Annotated in this window: 7 protein-coding genes; 4 read left to right on the top strand and 3 right to left on the bottom strand. The window is 48.6% G+C overall.

Going from position 1 to position 13,535, the window contains the following annotated elements; genetic code table 11:
* Positions 1–11 precede the first annotated feature (11 nt).
* The 4 genes from GC130_RS01880 to GC130_RS01895 are packed head-to-tail and all read left to right on the top strand — an operon-like array spanning position 12 to position 4,816.
* The gene (locus GC130_RS01880) at positions 12–1,196 is read left to right on the top strand and encodes an ABC-three component system protein (protein ID WP_151996557.1); all 1,185 of its coding nucleotides are present in this window, start codon (positions 12–14) and stop codon (positions 1,194–1,196) included.
* On the top strand, positions 1,193–1,675 hold the full coding sequence (locus GC130_RS01885; RefSeq protein WP_151996558.1) for a three component ABC system middle component: 483 nt from the start codon (positions 1,193–1,195) through the stop codon (positions 1,673–1,675). The genes GC130_RS01880 and GC130_RS01885 overlap by 4 nt, the downstream gene beginning before the upstream one ends.
* Entirely contained in the window at positions 1,675–3,660 is a 1,986-nt protein-coding gene (locus GC130_RS01890) for a DUF3732 domain-containing protein (RefSeq protein ID WP_151996559.1), read from the top strand. The genes GC130_RS01885 and GC130_RS01890 overlap by 1 nt, the downstream gene beginning before the upstream one ends.
* Before the next feature lies 1 nt (position 3,661).
* Positions 3,662–4,816 carry a hypothetical protein gene (locus GC130_RS01895; protein WP_151996560.1) on the top strand — a complete coding sequence of 385 codons (1,155 nt, stop codon included), beginning with the start codon at positions 3,662–3,664 and terminating at the stop codon, positions 4,814–4,816.
* An 87-nt stretch (positions 4,817–4,903) separates the two neighbouring features.
* Here the strand turns inward: GC130_RS01895 and GC130_RS01900 are convergent, their stop codons facing one another.
* From GC130_RS01900 to GC130_RS01910, 3 genes are read right to left on the bottom strand one after another with little or no spacing between them, the layout of a single operon-like run.
* Positions 4,904–5,605, bottom strand: coding sequence for a hypothetical protein (locus GC130_RS01900; protein WP_151996561.1), 702 nt, complete (start codon positions 5,603–5,605; stop codon positions 4,904–4,906).
* Positions 5,577–10,310 carry an efflux RND transporter permease subunit gene (locus tag GC130_RS01905; protein ID WP_151996562.1) on the bottom strand — a complete coding sequence of 1,578 codons (4,734 nt, stop codon included), beginning with the start codon at positions 10,308–10,310 and terminating at the stop codon, positions 5,577–5,579. The genes GC130_RS01900 and GC130_RS01905 overlap by 29 nt, the downstream gene beginning before the upstream one ends.
* On the bottom strand, positions 10,303–13,479 hold the full coding sequence (locus tag GC130_RS01910) for an efflux RND transporter permease subunit (RefSeq protein ID WP_151996563.1): 3,177 nt from the start codon (positions 13,477–13,479) through the stop codon (positions 10,303–10,305). Before GC130_RS01910 ends, GC130_RS01905 begins: the two co-directional genes overlap by 8 nt.
* Between the last annotated feature and the right edge of the window lie 56 nt (positions 13,480–13,535).

The raw sequence follows: 13,535 nt of genomic DNA on the forward strand, positions 1-13,535 counted from the left end.
ATATTACTGCTATGAGTGAGCATTCTGCCGCAGGCTCGTTTGCTGGTTATCTCTATCAAATAGAGAGGGTCTTATATTGGGTAAGTAAATCGGATGTTAGATTGGTAGCATTGGAAACTGAAGATGATGTAGTTGCTCAATTTTCCGGTTCATCTAATCCAAAAAAGATTCTAGAACAGGCTAAACATTCTCTTTCGGATAAGATTCCCTACTCAAATAGAAGCGTAGATCTCTGGAAATCATTGAGCATCTGGGTCTCGCAAGTAATGGATTCTGAGTATGATCATTCAAAGGACTATTATTCTTTAGTTTCGAGCAAATCGATGTCATCTAGTCGATTGATAAAGAGAATCGTAGACAGCAAATCTGATCCCATAATTTTTGAAACATGTGTTGACGAGTTATTAGATATCGCAAACAGTCCATCGACTAGTATTAAGGAGTTTACCGACACTGTTCTCCTTTGTCCACGAAAAGATTTAGAATCCTTGCTTAAAAAAGTTGAGATTCACGACCAAACCGAAACTGCTAATACAAAACAACTTAAAGAGTTTCTTCGCTTAAACCTTTCGATCGGTAAGAATGTACCAATTGAAGCAGTGTTTAGAGCATTGATTGGATTTGTAACTGAACAGATTATGACTAAGTGGCGATTGGGGGAGGATTTTGTTATTGAAAGAGATAGTATAGTCAATGAGACTAACAGACTGATCGTTTTATATCACAACAAGAGTTTTATCGAAAAAACGGTCGAATCAATACCTATTTCGGACGCCGCAATTGAAAGCGAAAGGCAAAGCTTGTTTGTTGAGCAATTGAGACTAATTGAGGGAGAGGATCAGGAGATATTGAATGCGATCAATAATTTCTTGAGAGCTGAGGCTGAAAAAAGTCGCTTTGCGGTTGAGGGAGAAATTTTGCCCTCCGCATTCCAGAATTACTATGATGATTTGAAGCAAAAATGGTTTTCGGTCTTCAAACCAAAAAAGAGATTAGGTTCCGGTAAGGATCGACTCGAAGATGTCGGTTATGACATTTACTATAGTACTATATCGTATAAAGGAAAACTGAATGGGCAAGAGCCGCAACAGACCTATACTCACGAAGGCGCATATCACTTTCTAGCCAACCGACTAGAAATCGGATGGCATCCAAACTGGAGCGAACTACTGGCCCAAATTGAAGCCTTAAAATGAACAGTTTCGAAACGGTACAAAATGAGGCTTTAGGTGCCCATGCTATTTGGGAGTATTCCCGATTTTATAACGAATACAGTGAAACGCATGAATATTCGCCAGTGATTCTTGCGCTACCTGTTCTGCCCATAGTATTTAACGCTAGGGCACGGGGCGAAATTTGTAATAGAAACTTTAGAGAGGGCAGCCTTTTGAGGACAATTTCTGATACTAGAGATCTATACTCCGGCCTGCAAGACAGGATGGAGGGATTGGTTGGGCTGACTTTAAAATCTTTATATTTGGCAAGTGCGGTTGATTTAGTTCAATATGACGAACGTGACTCATTGATCATCCCAAAGCGAAAGACGCCTCTGAATATAGAATTGAGCTATGGAAAAGAATATGATCAAATTATTCAAGCCTCAAGACGGATCGGAGCATGGTTCGGGCAGCTTGATATCAGCGAAATAATGATTCACTTCAACGTTGTTTTCTAATGCACTTCAAAATCAAAAATGTCATTCTATGGCCAAAGAACAAGGATAACAACCTCGTTAATATTGAGTTTGATCTATTTAGGGTAAATGTGATTACTGGCGGGAGCTCAAGAGGAAAGTCCGCTATTATTTCTATTATTGACTATTGCCTTGGTTCTGGTGTCTGTAGAATACCAACAAACGTCATCCGGGACAAAACAGCTTGGTTCGGTGTCATAGTTGAACTATCAGAAGGTAAAAAGCTACTTCTTGCTCGAAAAGAGCCTGGCAATCAAACTGTATCAAATGAAATGTACATGCGAGAATCATCGCAAGTTGACATACCTTATACTTTTGATAGCAATGTAAACACGCAACAGGTCAAAGCTAGACTTGATAGCATTGCTGGATTGACTAATCTAGGATTTGACGAAGAAAGTGAATCAACTGGATTTAACTCACGGGCAAGTTTTAGAGATCTAGTATCATTTAATTTTCAGCCTCAACACATCGTCGCAAACCAATCAACTCTATTCTATAAGACCGATAGCTTTGTTCATAGAGAGAAGCTACGAACCATATTCCCATATGTCCTTGGCGCTGTTACAGACAGCTACCTAAAGGAAAAGGAGGAACTAAAAGATCTAAATAGACAGCTTCGAAGTCTAAAAAGTGAATTAGAAAAAAGGAGGAAAATCGTTACTCAATGGCTAGCTGAATTGAAGTCAAACTACGTCAAGGCTATCGAGTTCGGGCTATTAAATGCACCTTTTCCAGAAGATGATTGGATGTCGGAAGTATACATCAATTATCTCAAACAAGTTGAAATTGGTTTTGATGAAAAAATACCCGTTATCAAGGAAGGAATATCTAACCGAGTTTCCAATCGAGTTACACAACTAGAAAAACAAGAAATCGAGCTTTCTCATGAATTATACCAACTAAAACATCGATATGAATTGGTTAGGAAGCTGGAAGAGTCGAATTTGGCTTATAAGAACAGTGTAATAAGCCAACTCGGGAGGATGAAATCAGTGGGTTGGTTTAATGAACATTTGTCACAGACCGATAACTGTCCATTTTGTGGGTCGGAAAATCTTATTGTCAAAGACCGTATCGCTAGACTTGTGGACGCCAATCAAAACGTCATTGCCAGAGGCGCTACTATAAACGATAACTACATAACTCTTTCCAATGAAGCTGAAAGGCTGAGAAGAGAGATCAGTGCAGCCGAAAACTCGATAAATTTACTTAGACGAGAAGTAGAGGGCTTAAGAAGCAAAGACGAAACAACTAACAATAGTTTACAAAATTTGTACAGCATCTATCGGTTCGCCGGAAATCTACAAGCCGAAATTAAGAACTATGAGGCATTTAACGACAATTCTGAAATAACTATCAGAATTGAAAGGTTGGAGGAGCGAATACTTGAAATAGAAGAATCCTCAAACGAGAGTCAAGTCAAAAAACGGCTAGATAGGGCAAGAAGGCTTATATCCGACAATATTAAATTCTATGCTTCCATTTTTCAGGCAGAGTACTATCAAGATGCTATAAAGTTTGACGAAGATAACCTTACCCTTAGCTTCATTTCCAAAGATGGTAGAGAAAATGCTCTTTATGAAATCGGGAGTGGCGCCAATTATATGGCTTATCACATCTCTACACTCGTTGGTATCCATCAGTACCTCCTAAAACAAAGACAGGGCCGATCTCCAGTACCCTCGTTTTTAATATTTGACCAACCAAGTCAGGTATATTTTCCGGATAGGTCATTTGCGAAGACAGACCGAGAACAGGTCGAAAGAGAGGAAGATGTCGTTCGTGTAAAACGTATATTCCAAGCAATCTCCGAGGCCATAAAGAGAAATAATTCTGATCTACAGATCATCGTAATTGAACACGTGGGAGAGTACGCTTGGTCCGATTTTGACAATATAAAAATGCTCAAGAGATGGCGTGGGAATGACCACGATGCATATTTAATACCGACAAGTTGGATTTAGCATGGATACAAACACAAAGCTTCCAAACTTTGAATTGGACAAAAGCCAGAGACTGTGGCTGAACGAGCTTTATAAGCTCTATAAAGGATCATTAACACCTGATTATAAGGTTCTTAGAGTAAATTTATTGAAAAAAGTCCCGTTGGATTTTAACCCACAAAATATCAATAGGCACTTAGTTGATTATAAAGGAGAAAGACTTACTTTACTCGGAATAAATGTGGTTGATCCAGAGGCGAAGATTCTTGATAAAGCAAATAACGTTATCCGATATATTAGAGAGGCTGTAATTTCCGATCCCACACATACCGAATTCCAAATTTCCGAAATTATAAGTAGTACAAAGCTAGAACCTTTTGAAATCCAAGTGATCTTGGATTCGATAAACCGATTTGGGAGCTTCTGGACAGGGTCCTCTGGCTCGATAAATACTGGCGGTTATCGGTCAGTTAGTTTCAATCATGATGACGATAATAGGATTTTCGATCAATATATATCCTTCGACGGCATCGAAAAGCTGATACATAACTACTTCCAAAACGAAAAGAGGGAAGAGACTGCGGGCAATGGCCATTTCCCGAAACCAACACAAAACCTAAAAACGTTCGATAGAATTTTTCGTGGTGATTCCAGTTTTGGCAATCAGCCAAATAATGAATCTCAAAAAACCTCCATTAATTTTAGTCCAATTTTTCAATCGAAAATAGAGCACATCGATCTTTCATTGTGTTTCGTATTGATGCCATTCACGCAAGGCTGGTCAAATAGAGTGTATAGAAAATTGATTAAGCCAATGGTTGAATCTTTCGGCCTTCAATGCCTTAGAGCTGACAACCTAACAGGGCCAATAGTGATAGAAGACATTTGGGCGAAAATCAATCAAAGTGCTTTTATAATAGCAGACGTGACAGGTCGCAATCCAAATGTTATGTACGAATTAGGGTTGGTTCATACAATTGGGAAACCAGCAATTTTGATTACTCAAGAGATCGATAAAATACCGTTTGATTTTACACATCTACGTCACCATCCCTACGCTGATGATATTGAGGGATTTGAAGCCTTCGGAGAAAAACTGGAAGAATTAATCTATGCATTGTATAGGGAAAATTTCCCCGAGTTCAAATTAACCAAAAGCCCACCACTAGCTCAGTAGTATTTTCGTGTAGGTCTTGGACATATATTCCGCCTCAATACATAACGGCGACTTTGTAGTAATCGATGAAGATGATGCCAACATCAGTCAAATAAACCTCTCCCTGTACTGCAAATTATACATCCCATACAGCAGGCACAGGCTGGTGGCTACCAGCAGGTAGAGGCGGTTGCGGAAGATGATGGTGAGCCAGATGAACTCGCTCATGTCACGGGGTTCGCTGAAGGGGTTGAGGAACACGTTGTAGGGGCTGCTTTGCAGCGGGTTGGCAAACACAAAGAACATAAAAGCAATGATCACAATCACGATGGCGGTGCCGTTACCATTGCGGATGAGGGTAGACACCACAAAGGCCACCGACGAAAGGAACACAATGGGGAACATGACCTGGCCCAGCATTGGTAGTATGTCGAAGCGGAGCAGGGTGAAGTTGGCCAGCGCTGCCAGCACCACCAGAATAGCTGCTGCCACGCCGGCAGTGATCACAAAGCGCACCAGCCATACCTTGTAGCGGTAGTTGGGGATGCCAAAGATGGTCTCCAGCATTTTGGAGTCGTCGTCGTTTTGAATGCCGTAGGCCATGGGGTAGAAGATGAGCAGCAGGCCGGGGAACACCAGGAAGCCGTAAATCACGGCCTCGTTGAAGTTGGGGTCGTCGAAGATGGCAATGAGCACGATAAACCCAAAAAACAGGAAGGCCGCCACCACAAAGTAGACAAACTTGTTGGCGAAGATCACCTTGATATTGTAGGTGATCAGTCTATACAGCAGAAACAGGTAGCTCTTCATTCTTCTTGTTGTTTTTACTTTTCATTAACCACAGGTAGGCATCTTCGAGGTTGGCCCGCACCGGCGTGGCATCGGCCCGGGGCTGCTCACCCGCCAGGCATTTCACCCTGATCTTGTCGCCCTCCCGCATATGGTGCACAATCACGTAGTGGCCTTTTTCTTCTTCAAACTGCTCAGGCGAGAGGTGGAACTCCCATACCTTGCCTTTGGCCAGCTCAGCCATGGAGGTAGGGCTACCGTTGTACTCGATATTGCCGGAGATAAGCACGGCCAGGTGGTTACAGCTGCTGGCAATGTCCTCAATGATGTGGGTGGAAAACACCACAATGCGCTCCCGGCTGAGCTCCACCAGCAGGTTGCGGAAGCGGATGCGCTCCAGAGGATCCAAACCGGCTGTCGGCTCATCTACCACCAGTATTTTGGGCAGGTGGAGCAAAATCTGGGCAATGCCAATGCGCTGCTTCATACCGCCGGAAAAGGAGCCAATCTTTTTGTGCTGGTGCTCGTCCATGTGCACGGCTTTGAGCACGTATTGCACCCTGTCTTCTCTTTCCTTTTTGTTGCTGATCTTCCGCAGGATGGCCTGGTAGTCGAGGAACTGGTAGGGCGTCATGTTCTCATACGTGCCAAAGGCCTGGGGCAGGTAGCCGATAAGGCCCTGGAGTTCTTCCCGCTTCAGGGTGGTGTCGTGGCCGTTGATCCAGATTTTGCCATAGCTCTGGTCCATGATGCCGCACAATATCCGCATGAGGGTGGTTTTGCCGGCACCATTGGGGCCCAGCAAGCCAAACATGCCCTGCTCAATGGTGAGGCTCACGCCCTTCAGCGCTTTGAACTGTGACTTTTTGGGCTTCACAAACGGAATAGCCAGGATCAGCTGCCAGTATAAGCGCCGGAGGCTCTTGAAGCGACCGGTAATCTGCTGCGGGTCTACTATTTTCTTAGCCAGCTTATTGGCCATGCGCATCAGGAACAGGCCAATGAACCAAAGCAGAATCAGCACAATGCCTAAGCCCTTTACCTGGATATCGGCATAGAGGTACACGGCACTGACGATAGGAAAGACCCAGTAGAGGAGTCCGCTCAGGAAGCTGAACAGCCGTGGTCGCTTGTCGTCGGCCCATTGCTCCACGTCGTGGAAGATGGAAAGGAGCAGGGCATGCAGGCCGATCATAAATACCAGCTGCCAGAAGGCTTTGTCGAGGAAGAAGTAGATAAAATAGACGAGGAAGCCCATCAGCGCCATTTGCCAGATCAGGTTTTGCAGAATGCTCTTGCCTGTGATGATTTCTTCGCCCCGCTCGTCAAACAGGCGCTTGTTGCCTTTCCATTCCCGCAGCCAGCGGCCGGGCCTGCCATACACCTTGGTGAGGTTTTGGATCTCAATATGCATTTTCTCGTCCTTGCTTACCATTTTGGCATTGGCCTGGCGCAAAGAGGTCATGATAAAATGGGTACCGCCCGGCACAAGGATCAGGGCAGATAGGAACCAGATGGACTGCCAGAGGAAGCCTTCTATTTGGGTAAATATGAGGACGGCAATCAAGGTCATCAGCCCGATCTGTGTGAATTTTATCACCGGCTTGAGTCCACGGAACCAGTCGAGCACACTTTCAAAGCCGGCACTCATGGTAGGGATGTAAATCAGCGTGAGGATGGTGGCAAAGGCCAGGCCGCCCATCACGGTGATGGCAAAGGGCTGCCCAATGCTGACCACATATTCCGCTTCACCCAGGGCCAATGGCAGCATGGCCACAATGGTGGTGATGGACGTGATAAGGATGGGCCTGATGCGGGAAATGCCACTCATGATCAGAGCCCTGTACTTGTTGTAGCCCTGGCGGCGGAGCAAATGCGAATAGTCGATGAGGATAATGCCGTTGTTCACCACCACGCCCAGCAGGATGAGGAAGCCGATGAGGGTATTGGCGTTGAGCAGGGAGTTACCAGTAAAGGTGAGCCCGATAAAGGCCCCAATGGCAGCCAGCGGAATGGAGAACATGATCACCACGGGCAGATAGAGCGATTCAAACACAGCGGCCAGGATCATGAAGATGATGACGATGGCAGCAGCAATGAGGAAGTAAAACTCGTCGAACAGCCCTTCGTCGTGCACCACGTCCACCACAATGCCGGAGGGGATATTGATGCCGGCCACAATCTGGTCGATTTCCAGGCGGGAGGCTTCCAGCAGCGACTCGGAGGCCACCACTTCGTCGATAAAGCTGTAGGTGATCTCAATGCGTTTCTCCTGGTTCAGGCGCCTAATCCGGCTTTCACCCGCCGAGTAAATCACCGAGCCAATGTCTGACAGGGTATGCGTAGCGCCTGCCGCATTGGTGACGTCCATTTCCCGCAGGTCGTTCATGTCTTTGGCCGCCAGTTCCACCTGGTCCTGCGTGCGGATGGTGATTTCAAACTCTTCGTCGCCGCTCACAAAGTTGGAGCCGGAGGCAAAGGAGGGCTGGAAGTCGTTGAGACCGGTCGACACATCCTGCTGGGTGATGCTGTTGGCACTCATGCGGCGCTGGTCGAACAAAATATGGGCTTCAGGCCGCTCGGGGCTCACATTCACCGTGCTGCGCTCCACCGACTGCAGCCCTGCAACGAAGGTGTTGATGTCGTTGGCAATGGATTGCATAGCCTCAAAGTCGCTTCCCTTGATGATGACCTGCTCGGAAGCGCTGCCAATGCCCAGCATGCGCTCAAAGTCGTCGGAAGGGGAGAAGCCACCACCGTCCTGGCCTGCGGAAGCAGGTGGCGCATCGAGGGAGATGTCGAGGTCTTCGAAGTCTTTGGCTATGGCACTGAGCCTGTTTCTCAGGTCGGCAGCAGAGATGGTGTCCAGCTTATTGAAGCCTTCCACTACCTGCACGGTCAGCACGGAACTGCCTTCCGACACCTGGCTGATGAGCTTGTCCACCACCGGAATGGCCATCACCTTTTCTTCGACCTTTTGGGTGAGCAAATCGGTAGAAGCCAGCGTGGCACCCTGAGGCATGGTCACGAACATGTTCATGTTCTCGGTTTCCACTTCATTGAGGCTGGCCACGCTGATCAGCAGGCTGAGGCCAATGGTGATGAAGAACAGCACAATGCCGCCAATGATGGTGAAGGCGGGCCTTCTGAAGCACGACTTCAGGATGACCATGTACATTTGTATGGTGCGCTGACGGATGGAGGCGTTCTTAATTAATGGAGCCTTTGATTCGTCGGTCTTGTCGATGGCGGCATGGGCCAGCATGGGAATGAGCACCAGCGCCACCACCAGCGATACCAGCAGGGTGGAAATGATGGACACGCCTATTTGCGTGCCAATGGTGGTCGCCAGGAAGTTGGTAGAGAAAATAAAGGGCAGGAACACCGTGACGGTGGTGAGCGTAGCCGCTATGACCGACCGCATCACTTCTTTGGTGCCTGTCACTACCGCTTCTTCCGCTGGCTTTTTGTTCACCACGTGGCGGTAGATGTTTTCAATCACTACCACGCTGTTGTCGAGCAGCATGCCGATGGCCAGGGCCATGCCAATCAGCGTGAGACTGTTGATGGAAATATCGTAGGCGTAGAAGAAGTTGAAGGCCGTGTACACCGAAATGGGAATGGCCAGGGCAATGCTGAGGATGAACTTGAGCCTGCGCAGGAACACCCACAGCACGAAGATGGCCAGCAGTCCGCCCGTGATAGCCAGTTGCTGGATCTGGTCGATGTTTTTGCTCATCGCCTCGGCCTGGTTGTTCTGCACCACTATCTGCACATCCATGGGCTCCAGCTCTTCGTTGAGCTCATCGATAGCGGCCAGTGTCTTGTCGGACAGGGCAATCAGGTTGGCCTGCCGGTCTTTGGAGAGGCGGATGGACACAGCGTCCTTGCCATTGACCCGGCTGAGGGTGGTTTGCTCTTTTACACCAAAGAAGACCTGGGCTACATCGCTGAGCAGCAAAGGCCCTTTGTCGGATACCACCAGGCTTTCGATGTTTTTGATGTCTTTGAGCTCGGCCGTTACGTTTACAAACACCTGCTGGCCGTTGAGTTCTACCTGCCCCACAAAGGCGCTCTTGTTGGAGTTTTGCGACAGTACGCCGCTGATGGTATTGGGCGTGATGCCATGGGCTTCGCACACAGCGTTGTCCATGATGATCTCCACGGTCTTTTGTCTGCCCCCAAACACTTCCACGCCACCCACGCCGTCGATCTCATTGAGGCGATCGGTGATGTACTGGTCGGTGACGTTCCGCACCCTGTCCACACCACCGCTGCCCAGCACCTGCACGTCCATAAAGGCGTTCGAGAACTGGTCGGTATCCACCTTGATGATGTTGACCACAAACTCCGGCGTGAGACTGGCTTTAATGCTGGCTACCTTTTGCTCCAGCTTGAGGTAGGCGTATTTGGTATTGGTGCCCTGCACAAAGGAGATAAAGATCATTCCCTGGCGACTATCGGCTGTGGCGCTGATTTCGTCAATGCCTTCCAGCGTGCCAATCACGCCTTCCAGCGGAATGATGGCCTGGCTTTCCATGTATTTGGGGTCTACCTCCGAGGCTGAACTCACCTGCACGATAAGTATGGGCAGCTCCACATTAGGGAACAGCTCCACCGGCAGCTTGTTGTACGAGATATAGCCCATCACCGAAAACCCGATGAAGAGCATCGATACCAGTACTTTTCGCTTGATGATGGTATGTAAAAGTCCGTTGTTAGGCATGAGAGGCTTTGGTAAGGCGGCGTTTTACATTGGCCAATCGTTCGACCATATTTTCAATGCTTTCATAAAAGCACGGGATTACAATCAGCGTGAGCACAGTGGACGTTACCAATCCACCGATGACGGCCACTGCCATAGGTGCCCTGAGGGCGGCGCTCTCTCCAAACCCGAAGGTTAAAGGCAGGAGGGCCAGGATAGTGGTGAGGCTGGTCATGATAATGGGCCGGAACCGTCGCTGGCCTGCATCGAGAATAGCGTCCCGAATGGGCATGCCATCCCGCTTGTTTTTATTGATACTGTCGACCAGGATGATCGCATCGTTCACGGCAATACCCGCCAGCATAATGATGCCGATAAAAGCCATCATGTTCAGGGGCATCCCCAGGATAAAGAAGGAGAGGAGTGCCCCAACACCGGCCAGCGGAATGGTGAGCAAAATGGTGAAGGGGTGAAGCAGCGATTCAAACTGGGAGGCCAGCACCATGTACACCAGCACAATGGACAGGATGAGAGAGAAAGTGAGGTTCTGCATCGATTCTTTGCGCTTCAGCTCCTGACCAGCTACTTTGATTTTGTACTGCGGTGGCACTGCCAATCCTGAAAGGCCATCCTCCAACGACTTCACCACTTTGTCGTAAGGCTTTTCCTGGTTCACCCTGGCGCTGATGAGCACCACCCGGTTTTGGTTTTTGCGGTAAATGGAGTTGGTGGCAAACTCTGTGGTGATGCGGGAAATCTCACCTAATGGAATTTCCTGCTCCCCGTTTTTGATCCGCATATTGTCGAGGTCGGCCAGTGATACCTCAGGGACTTTGATCTCAATGTCCTGCATTTCACCGCTCCGCTCAATGGTGCCGGCATGCTTGCCTTCCAGCTGGTCTTTGATTTGGGTGACCACGTCTTCAATGGACAGCTTAAAGAGGCCAGCCCTGTACTTGTCGACATCCACCTGGATCTGCGGCACGCCCTGCTCGAGGTTCGACATGGGTTCGTAGATGTCGGGGTTCCGGGTCATCACTGCTATCACGGAGTCTGACAACGAACCGAGGGTTTTGAAGTCGGTGCCACTGATTTCTACAGCCAAAGGCATTTGCTCATCGCCAAGCACGGCGTTCAAAGCGCTTTCATCGTTGGAAAAGGTGGCTTCCAGTCCAGGTATACTTTCGAAATAGGTGGACAACCTGTCGGTGATGGCCGCAATGGCCAGCTCCGTACTTTCATTGAAGATCAGCTTCAGGTTGGCGGTGTTTTCTTCGTACACATTCTCGTTTTCGATGCCCGACTGACTTTGCTCCGGCCCAATGTGCGCATACACTTTGTCAAGCTGGCCCTCAAAAAGCTGGAACAGCTGGGCCTCGATCTGTCCGACCGTTGATGACGTGCGGGCCAGTGCGGTGCCGTTGGCCAGCTTGAGGTCTACCGAGATGGCCCGTGTGCCCGACTGCGGCATGTATTCGCTGCCAATGACTGATACTAGCTGAAACGACCCCACCATCAGCACAAGGGAGGCGATGATGAAGGCGACACGGTATTTAAGGACGCCATCGAGGAAGCTGCGGTAGCGGGTAAACTTCAGGGGTTGCACTTCCAGCACGGTCTTGTCATTTTTGAAAACCCTGGCAAACAGGGTGGGAATCACCAGGATGGCCACAGCCAGCGAAGAAAGCAGAGAAAAAGCCACCGTCCATGCCTGGTCACGGAACAGCTCACCGGACGGGCCTTGCAAGTAAACGATGGGCAAGAACACGATGATGGTGGTGAGGGTAGAGGCGGTAATGGCTCCGCTTACCTCGGCGGTACCAGCAATGGCGGCGTCTATGACACTGAACCCTTCTTCCCGTTTGCGGAAGATGGCTTCCACCACCACAATGGCATTGTCGACCAGCATGCCCGCACCGAGGGCCAAGCCACCCAGCGTCATCACATTCAGGGTAAGCCCATTGAAATACATCAGGTTAAAAGTGGCAATGATGGAGATAGGAATGGCAATGCTGATGACCAGCGTGGAGCCGATCCGGCGGAGGAATACGAAAAGCACCAGCATGGCAAACAGGGCACCGTACAAGCCCGATTCTTTTACTTCGTCGATGGCTCCCTGTATGAATCTTCCCTGGTTCTGGATGATCACAAACTCATAGCCAGGGACGGACGTCTTGAGGTCTTCCAGCACCCCGGTCAGCTCGTTCACAGCGTTCACCGTGTTGTACCTTGTTTCCTTATAAATGGACATGCCCAGGCTTCTGCGCTGGTTCACCCGCACGATGCTGCCGGCTTCTTTGTCCATGATTTTGAGGGTGGCGACTTCCCGAAGCAGTACTGGAATTTGATTACTGTTTACTGACTGATTACTAGGTGTTTGTGGTGCTTCAGTTGAAGTAGTTGTTACGGGTGTTGTGCTGGCTGCCGGTGTGGAAGTTCCTGCGGTCGTGTAGCCCACCACAAGATTTTCCAGGTCTTCGGGTTGCTCTATAATGCCCAGGCCTTTGATGATGTATTTTCTGCCCAGCTCTTCAATAAAGCCACCGGAAACGTTGCGGTTATAGCTTTGGATTTTGGCTACAAGGTCATTCACTGTAAGCCCAAAAGAAGCCAGCTGATGAGGGTCTGTTTCGAGCACAATTTCTTTTTCCTGCTCTCCGGAAAGGCGCACTTCGGCAATGCCCGGCAGGCGGATCAATTCATTACGGAAATTGGTTTCGGCTACTCTGCGGAGCGCATCAAAGTCGTTGGAGGCAGGGTTGTAGATGCCCAGGATCATGACCGGTGTGGCGTTGGGGTCGAACTGGGAAATGGCAAATTCGTCGATGTCGTCGTTCAGCGAATAGCTCGACAGCGACTTCTGCAGGTCGAGGAAAGCCTCGTCCATGTCTTTGCCCCAGTCGTAGTGCACAGTTACTCTGCCGTAGCCTGTCTGGCTGATGGAGCTCACTTCCACCGCACCACTCTGGCGGATGGCGATGGATTCGATGTTTTCCACGAATTGTTTTTCGATCTCTGACGGCGGGCGGATGCCCGCTTTGAGCTCCACAAAGAGGGTGGGGTTCTTCAGGTCAGGGAACAGCTCTATCCCCAGCTTATCGAAGGAAATGGATCCAAGAAGGATGACCGCCATCACCATCATGAGGATGGTGATCGGGTAGGACACGGCCATAGAGACTATCTTTTTCACGCTTTTGGGGTTATTCGTTAAATGTTAATAGTTATTGGTTACTTCCTTCTTTCCCG

This window comes from Imperialibacter sp. EC-SDR9 (assembly GCF_902498805.1).
Lineage (GTDB): Bacteria > Bacteroidota > Bacteroidia > Cytophagales > Cyclobacteriaceae > Imperialibacter.

What these genes read in the sequence shown, in the direction of transcription:
- GC130_RS01880 (WP_151996557.1), top strand. Translation starts at nt 12, where the DNA reads ATGAGTGAGCATTCTGCCGCAGGCTCGTTTGCTGGTTATCTCTATCAA.
- GC130_RS01885 (WP_151996558.1), top strand. Translation starts at nt 1,193, where the DNA reads ATGAACAGTTTCGAAACGGTACAAAATGAGGCTTTAGGTGCCCATGCT.
- GC130_RS01890 (WP_151996559.1), top strand. Translation starts at nt 1,675, where the DNA reads ATGCACTTCAAAATCAAAAATGTCATTCTATGGCCAAAGAACAAGGAT.
- GC130_RS01895 (WP_151996560.1), top strand. Translation starts at nt 3,662, where the DNA reads ATGGATACAAACACAAAGCTTCCAAACTTTGAATTGGACAAAAGCCAG.
- GC130_RS01900 (WP_151996561.1), bottom strand. Translation starts at nt 5,605, where the DNA reads ATGAAGAGCTACCTGTTTCTGCTGTATAGACTGATCACCTACAATATC.
- GC130_RS01905 (WP_151996562.1), bottom strand. Translation starts at nt 10,310, where the DNA reads ATGCCTAACAACGGACTTTTACATACCATCATCAAGCGAAAAGTACTG.